This is a genomic window from Eubacterium sp. An11 (assembly GCF_002161065.1).
Classification (GTDB): Bacteria; Bacillota; Clostridia; order Lachnospirales; family Lachnospiraceae; genus Anaerobutyricum; species Anaerobutyricum faecale.
In genome coordinates this window covers 1-21,063 of sequence record NZ_NFLV01000009.1, presented here as the reverse complement: position 1 = coordinate 21,063, position 21,063 = coordinate 1, and the positions used below count along the sequence as shown (strand labels likewise).

At 46.0% G+C, this 21,063-nt stretch carries 15 protein-coding genes; 14 read left to right on the top strand and 1 reads right to left on the bottom strand.

Annotated elements, in window-relative coordinates; genetic code table 11:
- From B5E53_RS19955 to B5E53_RS08590, 4 genes are all read left to right on the top strand, one after another.
- A complete protein-coding gene (locus B5E53_RS19955) occupies positions 1-132 on the top strand; it encodes a hypothetical protein (protein ID WP_275532675.1) in 132 nt (43 codons plus the stop codon).
- A complete protein-coding gene (locus tag B5E53_RS08600; protein ID WP_087314115.1) occupies positions 129-1,364 on the top strand; it encodes a DUF5688 family protein in 1,236 nt (411 codons plus the stop codon). The genes B5E53_RS19955 and B5E53_RS08600 overlap by 4 nt, the downstream gene beginning before the upstream one ends.
- A gap of 155 nt (positions 1,365-1,519) precedes the next feature.
- Positions 1,520-2,929: a hypothetical protein gene (locus tag B5E53_RS08595; RefSeq protein WP_087314113.1), complete on the top strand. Its 1,410-nt coding sequence runs from the start codon at positions 1,520-1,522 to the stop codon at positions 2,927-2,929.
- Between the two features lie 14 nt (positions 2,930-2,943).
- Entirely contained in the window at positions 2,944-5,175 is a 2,232-nt protein-coding gene (locus tag B5E53_RS08590; RefSeq protein WP_087314111.1) for a type IV secretory system conjugative DNA transfer family protein, read from the top strand.
- An 81-nt stretch (positions 5,176-5,256) separates the two neighbouring features.
- On the opposite strand, the gene B5E53_RS19950 is transcribed toward B5E53_RS08590, so the two are convergent.
- Complete coding sequence (locus tag B5E53_RS19950; RefSeq protein WP_275532674.1) at positions 5,257-5,391, bottom strand: hypothetical protein; 135 nt, start codon at positions 5,389-5,391, stop codon at positions 5,257-5,259.
- Positions 5,392-5,616: 225 nt separating this feature from the next.
- Here B5E53_RS19950 and B5E53_RS08585 point away from each other — a divergent pair, with 225 nt between their 5' ends.
- From B5E53_RS08585 to tuf, 10 genes are all read left to right on the top strand, one after another.
- The gene (locus B5E53_RS08585) at positions 5,617-5,886 is read left to right on the top strand and encodes a helix-turn-helix domain-containing protein (RefSeq protein ID WP_087314109.1); all 270 of its coding nucleotides are present in this window, start codon (positions 5,617-5,619) and stop codon (positions 5,884-5,886) included.
- Between the two features lie 9 nt (positions 5,887-5,895).
- The gene (locus B5E53_RS08580) at positions 5,896-6,168 is read left to right on the top strand and encodes a hypothetical protein (protein ID WP_087314107.1); all 273 of its coding nucleotides are present in this window, start codon (positions 5,896-5,898) and stop codon (positions 6,166-6,168) included.
- 10 nt (positions 6,169-6,178) lie between these two features.
- Positions 6,179-6,370, top strand: coding sequence for a hypothetical protein (locus B5E53_RS08575; RefSeq protein ID WP_087314105.1), 192 nt, complete (start codon positions 6,179-6,181; stop codon positions 6,368-6,370).
- Between the two features lie 109 nt (positions 6,371-6,479).
- Complete coding sequence (locus B5E53_RS08570; RefSeq protein ID WP_087314103.1) at positions 6,480-7,535, top strand: IS30 family transposase; 1,056 nt, start codon at positions 6,480-6,482, stop codon at positions 7,533-7,535.
- Between the two features lie 395 nt (positions 7,536-7,930).
- Positions 7,931-11,773, top strand: a complete 3,843-nt coding sequence (locus B5E53_RS08565) for a DNA-directed RNA polymerase subunit beta (protein ID WP_087314101.1) — start codon at positions 7,931-7,933, stop codon at positions 11,771-11,773.
- Positions 11,774-11,795: 22 nt separating this feature from the next.
- Positions 11,796-15,479: a DNA-directed RNA polymerase subunit beta' gene (rpoC, locus tag B5E53_RS08560; protein ID WP_087314099.1), complete on the top strand. Its 3,684-nt coding sequence runs from the start codon at positions 11,796-11,798 to the stop codon at positions 15,477-15,479.
- A 240-nt stretch (positions 15,480-15,719) separates the two neighbouring features.
- Entirely contained in the window at positions 15,720-16,133 is a 414-nt protein-coding gene (rpsL, locus tag B5E53_RS08555) for a 30S ribosomal protein S12 (RefSeq protein WP_087282102.1), read from the top strand.
- Positions 16,134-16,355: 222 nt separating this feature from the next.
- Positions 16,356-16,826 carry a 30S ribosomal protein S7 gene (gene rpsG / locus B5E53_RS08550; protein WP_087282101.1) on the top strand — a complete coding sequence of 157 codons (471 nt, stop codon included), beginning with the start codon at positions 16,356-16,358 and terminating at the stop codon, positions 16,824-16,826.
- A 15-nt stretch (positions 16,827-16,841) separates the two neighbouring features.
- Positions 16,842-18,959 (top strand): elongation factor G, encoded by a 2,118-nt coding sequence (gene fusA, locus B5E53_RS08545; RefSeq protein ID WP_087314097.1) that lies wholly within the window; start codon positions 16,842-16,844, stop codon positions 18,957-18,959.
- Positions 18,960-19,165: 206 nt separating this feature from the next.
- The gene (tuf, locus tag B5E53_RS08540) at positions 19,166-20,359 is read left to right on the top strand and encodes an elongation factor Tu (RefSeq protein ID WP_087314095.1); all 1,194 of its coding nucleotides are present in this window, start codon (positions 19,166-19,168) and stop codon (positions 20,357-20,359) included.
- Positions 20,360-21,063 lie beyond the last annotated feature (704 nt).

The following is a 21,063-nucleotide window of genomic DNA, read 5'->3' as shown; positions in this document are numbered from 1 at the left end:
ATGCAATATATCTATGATATGGAAAATGTACAGGAGAGCAAAGAGAAAGGGAAAGCACGGATGGACGCTTATAAAGAAGCGATGGAAGCAAAAAAAGCAGAAAAAGAGCAGGAAGAGGGTGAGCAGTCATGATGGGGAAGGAAGAATTTTTTGTTTATATCAGGGACAATATCCGGGAATATCTTCCGGAATCTTATCAATACGCGGATATCAGTCTGGCGGAAAACGTCAAGCTGAATGATATTCACTTGACAACGCTGCTTATCCGCCGTCCGGGAGAGACAATGATCCCTGCAATCTACCTGGATAATCTGTATGATGCATACCGCCGGGGAAAACCGGCAGAAGAATGCCTGTCGGAACTGGCAGAAGTCCGGGTACAGGCGAATGTTGAAAACGAACGGGAAGAACTGTTTTCAAATATCAGCCGGTATGATGCGGTCAAAGCTCACCTGCAGATCCGTGCCTGTGATTACGAACAAAACAGAGACCGCCTGCAGGGAAAGCTATATCGGCGGGAAGGGGATTTTGCCCTGACCTACCATATCGAATATGATATGGGGGAATCGTCTGCGAATTTCCAGGTCACAAACGATATCCTGTCAGTATGGGGTGTGGATGAAGAGACAGTACATCAGGACGCCCTTCTGGCAGATCAAAGAAGGGAGCCGGTTTTAGTAAACATGGAAGATACGATTTATCTCATGACAGGTCAGCCTGGATACCAAAACCTTCTCTGGAAAGATGGGGCATTGGATTTGGATAGTGGGATGATCCCCATGTTTATTTTGACGAACAAAAAAATGCATAATGGGGCAGGGATCCTATTTCACGATGGTATGAAAGAGAAGATATCAGAATTGATGGGCGGCGACTACTATGTCCTGCCGTCATCTATCCATGAGGTCATCATTGTACCAACGCAGATATCAGTGGCAGAACTGTCGGACATGGTACATACCGTTAATCGGGAACATGTGGACGTGGAGGATCGCTTGTCCGATCAGGTACAGTTTTACGACAGCCAGGTCAAAGCCTTGGTAAATGCAGAAAAATGGCTGGCGGCGCATCAAATCAATATCAATACAGTCAGCCCTGCCCTGCGGGGAATGGTGGCAGTGAGCGCGGCGTCTGCCAGCAGCGTTTACGCTGTTGATAAGGGCACACTGCCATTTGGGGTCCTGGAAGCATTGAAACAGGAATGTCGGGAGAACAGATTAGAAGCTTATATGGATTTTTCTGATCCGGCCTATGATGCCATCTGTCAGAAAAGTATCACAGAGCGGTTTGATATGCGGCCGCAAACAGAAAAAACAAAGAGGGAAGAGTCGAGACGACCGCCAGAACAGGGAAAGAGCCTGTAAGGGATACTGCCCGCGTATTGAATTTCAGTACGCGGGTAATATTGCTTAGGTGATATGGGAATCCAGCATAATGATAGACTATGGAGTTTCATAAAAACCTACGACAGAAGATGTACTGAATTTCAGTACAAAGGTTTTTGGAAGGAGGGAACAGAATGGAACGGGAAACCCGCGATGTATTTCTGAGTATCCAGCAGGCAGCCCGGTGGATGGACCCATTTTTTAAACTGACGACAATGGGAGGTATCATGCTATTGCAGTATTTTGCCCGTCAGGCTACAGAGAAGAAACTCCGGTCGGGGACAGTGAAAGATTTTTCGGAGTTTATCAGATTGACGGAAGGAAAATACGATATCATGAACATCCCGACGATGGATACGGAGCAGATCACAAAGGAGCTGCAGGACTTAGGTGTCCGGCATATGGTCTTACCGGATCTCAATAAAGATGACGGGATGCTGCAGGTGGCCGTCTACCAATCGGACAAAGATAAGTTTGGCGCATGGTACCAAAGGCATATCTTAAATGAGATGAAGGGTGGTGAAAAAGGCATCCGGGACTTGCGAAACCTGACAAATGGCCGGACAAGCATCCTGTCTTTACCACTGGAAGCAATGAAAGGAGAATGGCAGGATGATTTCAAAGCCATGGGGATCAATTTTGCCACACTACCAGACCTGCGGGTCGGAGATGGACAGGTACAGGTCATTGTTGCCAATAGCGATCTGCCGCAGGTAGAACATTGGTACAAGCTGATGAAAGATGACTTAGCAAAAGACGGGACAGTTATCGAGGACTATAATACGATCAGTATGACAGAATATGCGCAAACCGGTCAGATGACAGAGCAGTCCTATATCAACGGAGCGGATAAAGAATATCAGGAAGCCAACCAGAAATATGAAGGAAAAGAAAAAGGCGAGGTAGAAAAGGCGGTACAGGAAAATCAGATATTGAAAAATGAGACGGCAGCATCTTTTGAGAGCTATGCCAATGACCCGGCGTATCTGCCACTTAGTATCGACCATGAGACATTGGTAGAAAATTCCTCCCGCCATCTGCAGGATTTTTGGGAAAAGGGACAGTTTGCTTGCCGTGTACCAGGAACGTGGGGCGGCAAAGATAAGGAACGCCTGCTCATCCTTCCATTATCGCAGGTGTTTGTCAGACAGGATGGAGAGTCCTATCTGGCATTTATCAAGAAGGATGAGCCGCCGCAGGTCATCGGTGCGGCGACAGGAAAAAAAGCCTGGGGAGACCTGCCGGGGAGTGATTTTGCCAGACAGTATTTTGACACAGTCGGAGATGGCGCGCTGCATCTTGACCAGTCGCAAAGTCTGGCGAGAGGGAAGGCTGTCAACCGACAGGGAATGGATATGGAGAGAATGGATATCCGTCAGCAACAAAAAGCTTCCCCGGTCAGAAAAGACAGCCGGCAGTCGGAAAAAGGGCCGGAATCTGCCAGGGAAAAGACCAAGGGCACATCGGATATCACAGTCAGATATAAACCGGATCCGGCAAAACGGCCAGAGCATATCATACCGCCGCCAGTATTGAGGCGGTAAGCAGGAGGGAAAACATGCCTGAAACACAGAAAAAGAAGACGCCATGGGGAGCTTTGTTTGCCCTCATGGTTGTTTTTTTAGTCTTGTCTTATTTTATCTCTGGTTTATTTGTCATGGATGGAGTGACTGTGCAGAATTATCAGGACAAGTTATTGTATGTTATCCTGCATCCTCTATACCCATGGTTTAACCAGTATACCCCGGCGGTGATGGGGGTGGGGCTGATTGTGTGGGTTTTGGTCGTCTCTTACTACATCACCTATCACCGAAACTTCCACCCGGAGGCGGAGCATGGCGTTGCTGATTGGGCGGATTTAAAAAAGGCGTCAAAAATACTTTGTGATAAGAAAAACCCGGACAGAAATACCTATGTCAGCCAAAATGTAAAGATTGGGTTTGATGCGTTATCCAACATGAACATGCTCATCATTGGTGGCTCTGGTTCCGGAAAGACTACTTCGGAGCTGATACCAAATTTATTTCAAGCTAATATGAGTAATATCATCCTCGACATCAAAGGCGACCTGCTAAAAGAATACGGCGGTTATCTGAAAAGTATTGGTGTGACGGTAAAAGCCTTGAACTTTAAAAATCCGCTGGAATCCCACCGGTATAACCCATTCCGCTATATAAAAAATTATAGTGACCTAATCGGCATCATTACTAATATTCAACAGTCGGTAAAGCCGCCGGACGCTATGAAAGGAGACCCCTTTTGGGATGATGGAGTTGCCCTGTATCTACAAGCATTATTTGAATATGAATGGCTTATTTCTCAAAAACAGGGCCGGATAGGGACAATGAATAACATCCTGAAACTGGTCAACATGGAAACGAAAAAGATTGATGAGGATGGGACAACCGCCCTGCAGCAGGAGATGGATAGCCTGGCGATGGTATATGGGGAAGACTATCCGCCGGTGCGGGATTACCGGAAACTGAAGGAGGGAGCGACAGAGACTGTCCGCTCTATTATCATTATGGTAAATGCACAGCTCAAACTGTTTGAATTGCCGGAAATCCGCCGTATCTTTGAAGATGATGACATTGATATCCCGTCCTTAGGGCTGGGAGTGGACGGCAACCCGGAGAGAAAGACAGCGCTGTTTTTGGTCATGCGCTCCGGGGATACATCTTATAACCTGTTTATTAACATGTTTTACACCCAACTCTTCCGGGTACTCCGGGATATCGCGGATAATGACTGTCCTGGCGGAAAATTGCCAATCCATGTCCGATTATGGGCGGATGAATTTTATGCAGGCCCTAAACCGGCAGATTCCGAAATGCTCCTGGGAGAAATCCGGAGCCGGAATATGTCCATGGCGCCGATCCTGCAAGACGTAGCGCAAATTAAAACGTTATTTCCTAATGATAAATGGGAGATTTTCTGCGGGAACTGTGCCGTCATGGTTTATCTGGGTTCCGGACCAGCCGCCCATACCACCCATCAATGGATATCGGATATGCTGGAAGATATGACCATTGACAGCCGGTCGGAGCATTTGGGATATATGTTTAGCTCTAATAATAATTCCAATCTGCAGATGCAAAAGGGCGGCATCAAACTTATGACGCCAGGGCAAGTGGCACGGATGCCAAAGGATGACTGTATCCTTTTTGTGGAGGGATGGCGTCCGATTTACGATCAGAAAAGATGGCCATTTGCCACAGACGAATTTAAAAAGGCAAAGGAAATAGCCGGAGAACAGGGATATAAAAACCCCGTCCGCGTAGTTTATAACGAAAAGACGGGACAGTACAAAACGCTGGAAGGGGAAGAAAAACTCCGAATCCTCACCAAAGAGGAATTTGATTTCTACAAAGAAGCAGAGAAGAACGATGATTCTATCAAGACTTTTGAAATGGATATGCAGCAGTTTTTATACACCAACTGGAACGAAGACCCACGCCCGACGGAGGAAGACCTGCAGGAGATGATAAAGGATATCGGGAGGAAGGACACGACCGCCATGGAACCGCCGCCGGACGCCTATCCCCTCCTTGATGAGGAAGATTACGAACAGGAACCGGAAGAAGACGGCCCATGGGATTTGTCCGGCAGTATCTTCGATTGTTTGCTGCGATATGCAGACTTATTGCCACCGGATGAAATCGAGGAGATTATTGGCGGTATGGAAGACGGGCTTAGTAATCAAGATATCAAGACATACTTTGCATTACATGACGCCGTAAAGATGCGGCAGTACCGCCGGGCACTTGTAGCCGGAAAAGGAACGTACTGAAATTCAGTACGACTTCCGGTATAAGTAATTACACTGGAGACGTTCTTTGTTTGATTGTCTCCGGTGTAATATCATATTTGATTACTCTTCTATACCTTGCACGATTCTTGCATATTCGTTGCATTCTTCATTATACGGGCATTTGGTACAATCGTTTTCATATTTCGGGCATTCTTTTTCCAGTAATGTTTCTAATTCTTTTATTTTGTCCTGCATTTTTTCCTCTTTCCTGACGCATTTGCTGCGTCAATAATGGTAGATTTGGAAGTTCACTTCCAAACTTATCTCCTTTCGGTGTTTCTGACTATATTATATCTCTAATATTAGAGAATGTCAATAGCAAAATCACAAAAAATAGAGAAAATGCTTGACTATATATGTGAGAAAATGATAAACTATAAAAAATAAAATAGTATATAATATAGAAAAGGAGAAAAAAGAATGCTTCAATATAAAATAGATGTAATCAGTGAATTGGAAAAAGTGGGTATAAATACAACAAAAGCTAAAAGTACAGGAATTTTTGGGCAAGAAACAATGAGAAAATTCCGTAATGGAGACACTAAAATATCATTAGATAACCTTAATCGATTGTGTGCAGTTCTGGAAATGCAGCCAAGAGACATTATAAAATATATAGAGACAGATGAGGACAGAGAAAAATATCTCTCAAAAATTTGTGATACACATGTTGACAATCACAAAAAATAGTGATAAAATATGTGTAGTAAAAAGAAGGGAGGGGAAAAGAAATTGCAAATAGAATATAGTAAGAAATCAGTGAAATACATTAATTCAGCAGATAAACCGACGAAAAAAAGGCTGAAAGAAGCAATTGAAAAAATACCATTTGGAGATATTAAAAAGTTGCAAGGGGCGGGAGAAGGTTATAGACTCCGTGTTGGTGATTTGAGAGTCCTGTTTACAATGGAAGATGATAAAATTTATATTGATAATATCATCCCAAGAGGGCAGGCATATAAAAGATTATAGGAGGCAAAACATGAGTAGAGAAATGTTAAAAAATCTGATAGAATTAGTGCCGGAAAATGATATTGAAGTATTATACCGTGTGATTGTGAAATTCGTTCCAGAGGTAGAGCCAGAACCTGGAGAACTGGAAGCCCTCTTGGAAGGACGGGAAGACAGAAAAAAGAATGGGACGATTCCTCATGATGCTATTAATTGGGAATAAGAAGGAATGAACCTTAATGATTATATTACCATATGTTATATATTGAAAATTTTGTTGGCCTGTTATGTATATGTAGCAGGCCAATTTATTATAGATAAAGGAAAATATAATGGGAGAAAAATGGCGACAATTAAAATATGAAGATCGCTTGCAATTAGATATATGTCTTAAAGGGAAAATGAAAGTGCCAGACATTGCAAAATTGTTACATGTTGCGAAGACAACGATATATCGGGAGATAAAACGGGGGAAATTTACCAAAAGAAACTCTGATTGGACGGAATCAGAAGTGTATGACCCATATGTGGCGAACGAAAAATATAAGGAAAATTTGCAGAAGCGGGGGAGACAATTAAAAATAGGCAATGATTTGAAATATGCATCTTATTTGGAAAAGAAGATTATAGAAGATAAATATTCCCCGGAGGCAGCACTTGTCACAGCAAAAAGAGATACAGACCAAGGATTCCAGACGACAATATGTGTGAATACATTATATTCTTATATCAGGAAGGGGATATTTTTAAATCTTACGATGGAAGACCTTCCGATTAGAAAAAAGAAGCAGAAGAAAAAGCGTGTCAAGGTACAGAAACGGGCACAGGCGGGAACCAGTATCAGCCTGCGGCCAAAACATATAGATAAGAGAGAAGAGTTTGGAAACTGGGAAATGGATACCGTAGTCGGGGCACAGAAAGAATCAAAAAATATACTATTAGTCCTAACTGAACGGAAGACAAGGGAAGAAATCATACGAAAAATGAAAGATAAATCTGCCGCATCTGTTGTCAGAGCATTGGATGGGCTGGAAAGAAAGTTGGGGACAACGCTTTTTCGTAAAATATTTAAGACAATCACAGTAGATAATGGGACTGAGTTTAGCGATGTAAAAGGAATAGAACGGTCAAAAAGAAGTCGAAAAAAGCGGACGAAACTCTTTTTCTGTCACCCATACCGCAGTTGTGAACGGGGAAGTAATGAAAACAACAATCGCCTTATCCGTCGGCACATCCCCAAAGGCATTAATTTTGACTTTATGCCCCGTACTGAAATTCAGTACGTAGAAGACTGGATAAACAACTATCCCAGAAAGTTGTTCGGATTTCGATCGGCGGGAGAGTTGTTCCAGGAAGAATTATTAAAATTGGGAATCAGCGTCAATTAGCTGATAATTGAGATAGAAAAAGCAAAAAAGATGCGTATAGGCTGCCGAAAGACAGCCTTTTTGTCGTACCTTTTTTTATTATTGAGGAAATTATATTATGAGACAATGTGAAAAAAACGTCTTATCACGTAGATGTAATGGATTTTTGTGTAAAAGTACATTATAATAAGGATAAAACAGGGATAGGCCCATAAATCTTTAAAATTTTTCAAAAAAAATGTTGCAAAAAAACTTGACATTTGCACATCTATATAAAACAGGAAAAAAATAGTTGACATGATATTTTTAATATGATATCATATTAAACTGATTCACAATGGGCTTGTGTGCCTACATGAAAAGAAATGAAGTAACCAGAAGTTTATCAGCAAGATTGTTCAAGGGGTGAAACATCAATGGAAAAGAACAGACTGCGACCTATGCGAATTCCGGGAAGCAAAAATATCAGAATGAGCTATGCAAGACAAAAAGATGTACTCGATATGCCGAATCTCATTGAGGTGCAGAAGGATTCCTATCAGTGGTTTCTGACAGACGGACTGAGAGAAGTATTCGATGACATCTCTCCGATTACCGATTACAGCGGACAGCTCAGTCTGGAATTTGTTGATTTTCAGCTTTGCAGAGAAGACAGAAAGTATTCAATAGAAGAATGTAAAGAACGGGATACCACCTATGCAGCTCCTTTGAAGGTGAAGGTACGACTTCACAATAAGGAGACGGACGATTTTAAACAGCATGACATTTTTATGGGTGACCTGCCTCTGATGACGGAGACAGGAACTTTCGTGATTAACGGCGCGGAACGTGTTATCGTCAGCCAGCTCGTCCGTTCCCCTGGTATCTACTACTCTATCAGCCATGACAAGACCGGTAAGAAGCTTTTCTCCTGTACGGTCATTCCAAACCGTGGTGCATGGCTTGAGTACGAGACCGATTCCAACGACGTATTTTATGTTCGTGTGGACCGTACCAGAAAGGTGCCGATCACTGTTTTAATCCGTGCGCTGGGCATTGGAACCAATGCCGAGATCAAGGAGCTCTTCGGAGAAGAGCCTAAGATCCTGAAGACGCTTGAGAAAGATACGGCTACCAATTATCAGGAAGGTCTCAAGAAGCTTTATGAGAAGATCCGTCCGGGTGAACCTCTGTCCGTGGAGAGCGCCGAGAGTCTGATCAACAGCATGTTCTTTGATGCAAGACGGTATGATCTGGCAAAGGTCGGCCGCTATAAATTTAATAAAAAGCTGATGTTCCGCAATCGTATCGCAGGGCATGTTCTGTCCCAGGATGTTGTGGATCCTTCCACCGGCGAGATTTTATTTGAGGCCGGTACTAAGGTCACAAAAGAGCAGGCTGATGAGATTCAGAATGCTGCTGTTCCGTTCGTGTATCTGGAAACAGAAGAACGGGAAGTGAAGGTCCTTTCCAACATGATGGTGGATATCCGCAGTTTTGTAGATGTGGATCCGAAAGAAGTTGGTGTGACAGAGTTAGTTTATTACCCATCCCTTGAAAAAATTCTGGAAGATTATGACGATATAGAAGAGATCAAGACGGCGATCCGCAAGAGTATCAGCGAGCTGATTCCGAAGCATATTACGAAGGAAGATATTCTGGCTTCCATCAACTATAATATCCATCTGGAATACGGCATCGGCAATGACGACGATATTGACCATTTGGGCAACCGTCGTATCCGTGCAGTCGGTGAACTGCTGCAGAATCAGTACCGGATCGGTCTGTCCCGTATGGAGAGAGTGGTCCGCGAGCGTATGACCACTCAGGACATGGAGTCTATTTCTCCGCAGACCCTGATCAATATCAAGCCGGTGACGGCGGCAGTCAAAGAGTTCTTCGGAAGTTCTCAGCTGTCCCAGTTTATGGATCAGCATAACCCGCTGTCCGAGCTTACCCACAAGAGACGTCTTTCCGCATTGGGACCTGGCGGTCTGTCCAGAGACCGTGCCGGTTTCGAGGTTCGTGACGTACATTACTCTCACTACGGAAGAATGTGTCCGATCGAGACTCCTGAGGGCCCGAACATCGGTCTGATCAACTCTCTTGCCACTTACGCGAGAATCAACGAATATGGATTCATCGAGGCTCCGTATCGTAAAGTCGATAAAACAGATCCGAAGAATCCGGTGGTAACCGATGAGGTTGTTTACCTGACTGCCGACGAAGAAGATAACTACACAGTGGCGCAGGCCAACGAACCTCTGGATGAAGAAGGCCATTTCATCCATACCAACGTATCCGGACGTTACAGAGAAGAGACATCCGAGTTCCCGAAATCCAGAATAGACCTCATGGACGTATCCCCGAAGATGGTGTTCTCCGTGGCAACTTCCATGATTCCTTTCCTGGAGAACGACGACTCCAACCGTGCCCTGATGGGGTCCAACATGCAGCGTCAGGCTGTGCCGCTGTTAAAGACAGAGGTGCCTGTTGTGGGAACCGGTATGGAAGCTAAGGCGGCCAGAGACTCAGGAGTATGTATCCTGGCTCATCATGCCGGTGTGGTAGAGTACTCCACCAGCAAGGAGATCGTGGTAAAACGTGACGACGGTATCCGTGATACCTATCATGTCATCAAGTTCTCCCGGAGCAATCAGGGTAACTGTATGAACCAGCGTCCGATCGTCAACAAGGGAGACCGCGTGGAAGTGGGCGATGTGCTGGCAGATGGTGCATCTACCTGCGGCGGCGAGATGGCTCTCGGAAAGAACCCTCTCATCGGTTTCATGACCTGGGAAGGTTACAATTACGAGGATGCCGTACTGCTCAGTGAGAGACTGGTGCAGAAGGACGTATATACTTCCGTTCATATTGAAGAATATGAGGCGGAAGCCAGAGATACAAAGCTTGGTCAGGAAGAGATCACAAGAGACCTGGCGGGCTTAAGCGAAGATGTATTAAAGGATCTGGATGAGAACGGAATCATCCGTATCGGCGCTGAAGTTCACGCCGGAGATATCCTTGTAGGTAAGGTAACTCCTAAGGGAGAGACAGAGCTTACCGCAGAGGAGAGACTGCTCCGTGCCATCTTCGGTGAGAAGGCAAGAGAAGTTCGTGATACATCTCTTCGTGTGCCTCACGGCGCTTACGGTGTCGTTATGGATACCAAAGTATTTACCAGAGAAAACGGCGACGAGCTTGCTCCGACCGTAAATAAATCTGTTCGTGTATATATTGCTCAGAAACGTAAGATCTCCGTGGGAGATAAGATGGCCGGCCGTCACGGTAACAAGGGTGTGGTTTCCCGTATCCTTCCTGTGGAAGATATGCCGTTCCTGCCGAACGGACGTCCGCTGGATATCGTGCTGAATCCGCTGGGCGTGCCTTCCCGTATGAATATCGGACAGGTGCTGGAGCTGCACTTGAGTCTCGCATCCAAAGTGCTGGGCTTCAATGTGGCAACACCGGTCTTTAACGGTGCCAACGAGCACGATATCATGGATACCCTGGAGATGGCCAACGATTACGCCAATAAGACCTGGGAAGAGTTCTCCGAGATCTGGGGCGATAAGGTCAACGACGATATCATGCAGTACCTGTATGACAATCGTGATCACAGAGAAGAGTGGAAGGGTGTTCCGATTGACCGTACCGGAAAGGTTCGTCTCCGTGACGGACGTACCGGTGAAGAGTTTGATTCTCCGGTAGCCATCGGTTTCATGCATTACCTGAAGCTCCACCATCTGGTTGATGATAAGATCCATGCCCGTTCCACCGGTCCATACTCCCTGGTAACCCAGCAGCCTCTGGGTGGTAAAGCTCAGTTCGGCGGCCAGCGTTTCGGTGAGATGGAGGTTTGGGCCCTGGAGGCTTACGGCGCATCTTACACCCTGCAGGAGATTCTGACTGTGAAGTCCGATGATGTGGTGGGTCGTGTGAAGACATACGAAGCGATCATCAAGGGTGAAAATATTCCTGAGCCAGGTATTCCGGAGTCCTTCAAGGTACTGCTTAAGGAATTCCAGTCTCTGGCGCTGGATGTCCGTGTCCTGAAAGAGGATATGACAGAGGTCGAGATCCAGGAGAGCACAGATCATGTCAATGACGCTCTGACTCCGATGATCGAGAGCGGCCCGAACGACAATCAGTATAAAGGAGAAGAAGACCTGGAGTCTTACGGATATAAAGAAAGTACACTGGAAGAGGAGGCTGGCGAGTCAGCGCCTCAGGAGTTCTTTGCAACATCGACGATGAATTCAGATGATTCTGAATCCTAGGATAATATGGAAGGAGTAACCTATGTCTGATATGAATAATCAACCAGCAGAACAGCCAATCAATTTTGATGCCATCAAAATCGGACTTGCATCTCCGGAAATGATTCGTAAATGGTCCAGAGGTGAAGTAAAGAAACCGGAAACCATCAATTACCGTACTCTGAAACCGGAGAAGGACGGTCTGTTCTGTGAGAGAATTTTCGGACCGAGCAAGGACTGGGAATGTCACTGTGGTAAATATAAGAAAATTCGTTATAAAGGCGTTGTCTGCGACAAATGTGGTGTGGAAGTTACCAAATCCAGCGTCCGCAGAGAGCGTATGGGACACATTGAACTGGCGGCGCCGGTATCCCATATCTGGTACTTCAAGGGAATTCCGAGCCGGATGGGACTGATTCTTGATATGTCTCCGAAAGCTCTGGAAAAGGTATTGTACTTTGCTTCCTATGTTGTCCTGGACCCGGGCAATACCAATCTTAACAAGAAAGATGTGCTGTCCGATGCGGAATACCGTCGTATCTGCGAAGAGTACCGTACAGAGGAAGATGGCCTTGGAAGCTTCCGTGTGGGTATGGGAGCAGAGTCCATCAAAGAGCTTCTCATGGAGATTGATCTGGAGGCTGAGTCCGCAGAGCTCAAGAAGAGCCTGAAGAATGCCAGCGGCCAGAAAAAAGCAAGAAATATCAAACGTCTGGAAGTTGTGGAGGCGTTCCGCCTCTCCGGCAACCGTCCGGAATGGATGATCCTGGATGCAGTTCCGGTCATTCCTCCGGATATCCGCCCGATGGTTCAGCTGGACGGCGGACGTTTTGCCACTTCCGATTTGAACGATTTATATAGAAGGATTATCAACCGTAACAACAGACTGAAACGTCTTCTGGAGCTGGGTGCGCCTGATATCATCATCCGCAACGAAAAACGTATGCTTCAGGAGGCCGTGGATGCCCTGATCGACAACGGACGAAGAGGAAGAGCAGTTACCGGCCCTGGAAATCGTGCACTGAAGTCCCTTTCTGATATGCTGAAAGGTAAGCAGGGACGTTTCCGTCAGAACCTGCTGGGAAAACGTGTGGACTATTCAGGACGTTCCGTTATCGTCGTTGGACCGGAGCTGAAGATTTATCAGTGCGGTCTGCCAAAAGAGATGGCCATCGAGCTGTTCAAACCGTTCGTTATGAAAGAACTGGTCAGCAACGGACTTGCCCATAATATCAAGTCTGCCAAGAAGATGGTAGAGAAACTGCAGCCGGCCGTGTGGGATGTGCTGGAAGATGTCATCAAAGAGCATCCGGTTATGTTAAACCGTGCTCCTACACTGCATCGTCTTGGTATTCAGGCTTTTGAGCCTATCCTGGTAGAAGGTAAGGCCATCAAGCTTCATCCACTGGTTTGTACTGCCTTCAACGCCGACTTTGACGGTGACCAGATGGCGGTCCATCTGCCGCTTTCCGTGGAAGCGCAGGCAGAGTGCCGTTTCCTTCTGCTGTCTCCGAACAACCTTCTGAAACCGTCCGATGGTGCTCCGGTAGCCGTTCCTTCTCAGGATATGGTCCTCGGTGTATACTATCTGACCATGGAAAAGGACGGAGAAAAGGGAGAAGGCAAATGCTTCAAATCAGAGAACGAAGCATTTCTTGCTTACGAAAACGGAGTGATCACCCTTCACTCCAAGATTAAAGTAAAGAGAAGGGGAAAGAGACCGGACGGCACCATGGGAAGCCGTATTATCGACTGTACCATGGGACGGATCCTGTTCAATGAAGTCATCATGCAGGATCTGGGATTTGTAGATCGTTCCGATCCGGAGAATTTCCTCAAGCTGGAGATTGATTTCCAGTGTGGAAAGAAACAGTTAAAACAGATCCTTGACCGTTGTATCAGCGTTCATGGCACCACAAAGACTGCCGAGGTGCTGGACGACATCAAGGCGTTAGGATATAAATATTCCACCATCGGCGCTCTGAGCGTATCTATTTCCGATATGACTGTGCCGAAAGAAAAACCGCAGATCCTTGCGGATGCTCAGAAACAGGTTGAGTACATTACCAAACAGTACCGCCGTGGTTTCATGACAGAGGAAGAGCGTTACAAAGCTGTTGTACAGACATGGTTTGCGGCCGATGAGGAGCTGACGGATAAGCTGATCAACGGTCTGGATAAATACAACAACATCTACATGATGGCTGACTCCGGAGCCCGTGGTTCCAACCAGCAGATCAAACAGCTGGCCGGTATGCGTGGTCTGATGGCCGATACATCCGGTCGTACCATCGAATTGCCGATCAAGTCCAACTTCCGTGAAGGTCTGGACGTACTGGAGTACTTCATCTCCGCCCACGGAGCCCGTAAAGGTCTGTCCGATACAGCCCTTCGAACTGCCGACTCCGGTTACCTGACCCGTCGAATGGTCGATGTATCTCAGGAGCTCATTATCCGCGAGCAGGACTGCTGTGAAGGCTCCGATGAGATTCCGGGTATGTATGTGGAATCCATCATGGATGGAAAAGAGACGATCGAGACGCTGGAAGAGCGAATCACCGGACGGTATGCTGCAGAAGATTATAAAGACGCAGATGGCAATATGATCGTGGCTGCCAACTGCATGATCACAGCAAAACGTGCTGCAGAAGTCGTAAAGGCAGGCTATACCAAGGTAAAAATCAGAACGATGCTTACCTGTAAGTCTCACACAGGCGCCTGCTCCAAATGTTACGGCGCCAACCTGGCAACCGGTCAGGCTGTTCAGGTAGGTGAGGCAGTCGGTATTATCGCCGCACAGTCCATCGGTGAGCCTGGTACACAGCTTACCATGCGTACGTTCCATGCCGGCGGCGTAGCCGGTGATGATATCACACAGGGTCTTCCTCGTGTGGAGGAGCTTTTTGAGGCACGTAAGCCGAAGGGTCTTGCTATTATCACTGAAATCGGCGGATACGCAGAAGTAAAAGAAAGCAAGGAAAAACGTGAGATCATCGTGACAAACAATGACACAGGCGAATCCAAAACTTATGCCATTCCGTACGGAGCAAGAATCAAAGTCCTGGACGGAACGTATCTGGAAGCCGGTGATGAACTGACAGAAGGTTCTGTCAATCCGCATGATATCCTGAGAATTAAAGGTGTCCGTGCCGTGCAGGATTACATGATGCGCGAGGTACAGAGAGTATACCGTCTGCAGGGTGTTGATATCAACGACAAACACATTGAGATCATTGTCCGTCAGATGCTTAAGAAAGTCCGTATTGATGAGGTGGGAGACAGCCAGTACCTGCCAGGTTCTCTGGTAGATATCCTGGAACTGGAGAAGACCAACAAAGAACTTGTGGCTGAGGGCAAAGAGCCGGCAACTGCCGAGCAGACGCTTCTTGGTATCACAAAGGCTTCCCTGGCAACCAACTCCTTCCTGTCAGCCGCATCCTTCCAGGAGACCACCAAGGTTCTGACTGACGCGGCCATCAAAGGAAAGATTGACCCGCTGATCGGATTGAAAGAAAATGTACTGTTAGGAAAACTGATTCCGGCCGGTACCGGTCTTAAGAAATATCGTAATCTTCATCTGAGTTCCAGCGCTTCCCAGCAGATTGCGGAAGAGGAACCGGACGAATTCGATTACGAAGAGGGATACACTTCTCTGGAAGATGAGATGAAGGACAATATGGCAGAAGAAGCCGTTCTGTCTCTGGATGAGGAGAAACCGGAAGAATAACAGATGTCCAATGAGATATGATACAGAGACCGCAGTGAAAATCTGCGGTCTTTCTGTCTTTTCTGTGCGAGAAAAGCCTTGACAAAGAATGGGAATGAAGATATAATCTAGAATTGTCTGCGGATGTATAACTATGTCCGCATATGGATATAATCAAAATGATTTGTCCATGAGGCAATATGCCAAGAAGAAACTATCAGGCAACCACATTAGAAAATATGTATGGAGGTGAAATTCAGAATGCCTACTTTTAACCAGTTAGTGAGAAAAGGAAGACAGTCTGTAGCAAAGAAATCCACAGCACCTGCACTTCAGAAAGGATTTAACTCCTTAAAGAAGAGAGCAACAGATGCCAGCTCACCACAGAAACGTGGTGTATGTACTGCAGTTAAGACAGCAACTCCTAAGAAGCCTAACTCAGCGCTTCGTAAAATTGCCAGAGTTCGTCTTTCCAACGGTATCGAGGTAACAAGCTATATTCCAGGTGAAGGCCACAACCTTCAGGAACACAGCGTTGTGCTTATCCGTGGCGGAAGAGTAAAGGACCTGCCAGGTACCAGATACCACATCGTCAGAGGTACTCTTGATACTGCCGGTGTAGCCAACAGAAAACAGGCTCGTTCCAAATACGGCGCTAAGAGACCTAAAAAATAAGACTTATCAGACGTTGTCCGTCAGTGCGTGAAAAGCACTGCTGACTGCCGGTTATGGTAAGACAGATAGAATCAATGCCGGAATAGCAATATTTTCTCTGTTGGTTGCAGGTAAATATAGATCGCAGTCCGAGCATGAACATTGGAGAAAGATTTCTCCGTGAGTACCGATGATTTAATATCTGATGCAAATCAGAAAGATTTAATTAAGGAGGGAAGAACCGTGCCACGTAAAGGACATATTGCAAAAAGGGATGTATTACCAGATCCTATTTATAATAACAAAGTGGTTACAAAGCTTATCAATAACATTATGTTAGATGGTAAGAAAGGCGTTGCTCAGAGAATCGTTTACGGTGCATTTGAGCGCGTAGCACAGGAGACAGGCAAGGATGCTCTTGAAGTGTTCAATGATGCCATGAACAACATTATGCCGGCTCTGGAAGTAAAATCCAGACGTATCGGTGGTGCTACTTATCAGGTACCTATCGATGTAAGACCAGACAGACGTCAGACACTGGCTCTTCGCTGGATCACTCTTTACTCCCGTAAGAGAGGCGAGAGAACCATGGAAGAAAGACTGGCAAAAGAGATTATGGATGCAGCTAACAACACAGGCGCATCTGTAAAGAAGAAAGAAGATATGCATAAGATGGCAGAAGCTAACAAAGCTTTCGCACATTACAGATTCTAATAGGAGGAAAGAGACTTGGCTGGAAGAGAATATCCACTTGAGAGAACCAGAAATATTGGTATCATGGCTCATATTGATGCTGGTAAGACCACATTAACAGAGCGTATCCTTTATTACACTGGTGTAAATTACAAGATTGGTGACACTCATGAAGGTACTGCTACCATGGACTGGATGGAGCAGGAGCAGGAAAGAGGTATTACGATCACTTCCGCTGCCACGACATGTCACTGGACTTTACAGGAAAACTGCAAACCAAAACCAGGTGCATTAGAGCATCGTATCAATATTATCGATACTCCGGGACACGTGGACTTTACCGTTGAGGTAGAGCGTTCTCTTCGTGTACTGGACAGTGCAATTGGTGTATTCTGTGCCAAGGGCGGTGTTGAGCCACAGTCCGAAAATGTATGGCGTCAGGCAGACACATACAACGTACCTCGTATGGCATTCATCAACAAGATGGATATCATGGGTGCGGATTTCTACGGTGCAGTAGAGCAGATTAAGACAAGATTAGGAAAAAATGCGATCCCGATTCAGCTTCCAATCGGTAAAGAAGATGACTTCAAGGGAATCATCGACCTGATGGAAATGAAAGCCTACATCTACAATGATGAGAAAGGCGAGGATATCGATATCGTAGATATTCCGGAAGATATGAAAGAAGACGCAGAACTTTACCATACAGATATGGTAGAAAAGATCTGCGAAGCAGACGATGATCTGATGATGGCTTACCTTGAAGGGGAAGAACCTTCCGTAGAAGAGCTGAAAGCTGTTCTTCGTAAAGGAACCTGTGATTGTACCATGGTTCCGGTATGCTGCGGTACAGCATACAGAAACAAAGGTGTTCAGAAACTTCTGGACGCAGTCATCGAATATTTACCGGCACCTACCGATGTAGAAGACATCAAAGGTGTTGACCTGGACGGCAACGAAGTATCCGTAAAATCTTCTGACGATGCTCCGTTCGCAGCTCTGGCATTCAAGATCATGACAGACCCGTTCGTAGGTAAACTGGCATTCTTCCGTGTATATTCCGGTACTATGAATTCCGGTTCCTACATTTTAAATGCCACAAAAGGCAAAAAAGAGCGTGTTGGACGTATCCTTCAGATGCATGCCAACAAACGTACAGAGCTTGATAAAGTTTACGCAGGAGATATCGCTGCGGCAGTAGGATTTAAGATTACTTCCACCGGTGATACCATCTGTGACGAACAGCATCCGGTCATCCTTGAGTCCATGGAATTCCCGGAACCGGTTATCGAGCTGGCTATCGAGCCTAAGACAAAAGCAGGACAGGGCAAGATGGGCGAGGCTCTGGCAAAACTTGCCGAAGAGGACCCAACCTTCCGTGCTCATACCAATACAGAAACAGGACAGACCATCATCGCCGGTATGGGTGAGCTCCATCTGGAGATCATCGTAGACCGTCTGCTTCGTGAATTTAAGGTAGAAGCAAATGTTGGTGCTCCACAGGTTGCTTACAAAGAGTCCTTCACAAAAGCTGTGGATGTAGATTCCAAGTATGCAAAACAGTCCGGTGGACGTGGTCAGTACGGTCACTGTAAAGTACGTTTCGAGCCGATGGATGTCAACGGTGAAGAGACATTCAAATTTGATTCCGAGGTTGTCGGCGGTGCTATTCCGAAAGAATACATTCCGGCTGTCGGCGCTGGTATCGAAGAAGCTGCCAAAGCAGGTATCCTTGGCGGATTCCCTGTAGTCGGCGTACACGCTACTGTTTACGACGGATCCTACCATGAAGTCGACTCTTCCGAGATGGCCTTCAAAGTAGCAGGTTCTCTGGCGTTCAAGGATGCCATGAAGAAAGCAGATCCTGTATTACTGGAGCCTATCATGAAGGTTGACGTAACTATGCCTGAGGAATACATGGGCGATGTTATCGGTGATATCAACTCCCGTCGTGGACGTATCGAAGGTATGGAAGATGTGGGCGGCGGACGTATCGTACACGGTTATGTTCCGTTATCCGAGATGTTCGGTTACTCCACAGACCTGCGTTCCAGAACACAGGGCCGTGGTAACTACTCCATGTTCTTCGATCACTATGAAAAAGTTCCGAAAAACGTACAGGAGAAGATCCTGGACGCAAGGGGCAAATAATTTTGTAAGAATTATGTAAGTAGATTATACAAATAAGAGGTAATTTTTACTTGCAAATCAACTTAAAATGAAATATAATCATAGCAGGTGCGGCATTGAGCCGCGGCTTGGCTATGACCAGAGCCTGCTCGGTCAGACAGGCCGAGCGGCAGAATGTGTAATATTAAATCAGCCCGTCGGGGCGTATATTTAAGGAGGAAATTCAAATGGCTAAAGCTAAGTTTGAAAGAACTAAACCACATTGTAATATTGGTACCATCGGACACGTTGACCATGGTAAAACAACATTAACAGCTGCTATCACAAAGACTCTTCATGAGAGATTAGGTCTTGGTGAGTACGTAGCATTCGATAACATCGACAAAGCTCCGGAAGAGAGAGAACGTGGAATCACAATCTCCACAGCTCACGTAGAGTACGAGACAAAGAAAAGACATTACGCACACGTTGACTGCCCAGGTCATGCCGACTACGTTAAGAACATGATCACAGGTGCTGCTCAGATGGACGGTGCTATCCTTGTTGTAGCTGCTACAGACGGTGTTATGGCTCAGACAAAAGAACATATCCTTCTGTCCCGTCAGGTAGGTGTTCCTTACATCGTTGTATTCATGAACAAATGTGACATGGTAGACGACGAAGAGTTATTAGAGTTAGTAGATATGGAAATCCGTGAGCTCTTAAATGAGTACGACTTCCCAGGAGATGACACTCCAATCATCCAGGGATCCGCTCTTATGGCTCTGGAAGATCCTAACAGCGAATGGGGCGACAAGATCCTTGAGCTTATGGATGCTGTTGACGAATGGATCCCAGATCCACAGCGTGATACAGATAAGCCATTCCTGATGCCTATCGAGGATATCTTCTCCATCACAGGTCGTGGTACAGTTGCTACTGGTAGAGTAGAGCGTGGTGTACTTCACGTATCCGATGAAGTTGAAATCGTTGGTATCACAGATGAGACACGTAAAGTTGTCGTAACAGGTGTTGAGATGTTCCGTAAACTTCTTGACGAAGCTCAGGCTGGTGACAACATCGGTGCTCTTCTTCGTGGTGTTCAGAGAACAGAGATTCAGCGTGGACAGGTTCTGGCTCAGCCAGGCAGTGTTACATGCCATCACAAATTTACCGCTCAGGTTTACGTATTAACAAAAGATGAGGGTGGACGTCATACTCCTTTCTTCAACAACTACAGACCTCAGTTCTACTTCCGTACAACTGACGTTACAGGTGTTATCACTCTTCCAGAAGGAACAGAAATGTGCATGCCTGGTGACAACGTAGAAATGACAATCGAGCTGATTCACCCAGTAGCTATGGAGCAGGGTCTTACATTCGCTATCCGTGAAGGTGGACGTACTGTTGGATCAGGCCGTGTTGCTTCTATCATCGAGTAATTCGGGCAGGTATCTTATCCTAAACTAATCGAATAAAATACTCGCAGAGTAGAATAAACTTTAAATGATTCAGCCGCTTCCAGTTTGGAGGCGGCTGTTTTGTTTTACTATCAAATTGGGATTTGTAAAGGCGGTAACAGCTATCTGCTCAGACAGATAATGACGTAAGGGCACATACGGATTCGCCGACTCGGCCCTCAGTCGGACTGACCGGGGGTATCATTGTAAAATGACTATATCAGTCCTCCCTCACAGCTCGCGGTCGAAAGCCGTATGTGTCCGAAACGTCATCTGCCTGTTGAAAAGCCTCTGTTCCACCTTTACAAAAATCCTGTGCTACGCTGGCGAAACAGCAGGTTATGGCTACAGAGGAATCAGCGGATACCAAAATTGGCGGTCGCGTCTGTCTGGCATGAACCTGCAGAGCAAGCCACACAGGCAGCGCTTCTGTCGGTTTGAATCAGGTATTTTTGTTATCATCGATGGGACCGTTTAACAGTCAAAAACTGCCACAATCTGTTGTTTCGCCAGGGTAGCCAGGATTCTTTGTAAATCTCTATGCACGCAGACTGCATTTGGAGAAGGCGAGGTATTGATATGGTTTGACGACGACTGTGAGCGCAGGCGTCTGATTTATATTGACGAAATACAGCCAGGTACCAGTCTGCCGAAGTGGAGGAGGAGAACTTTTATCAATGCCTTGT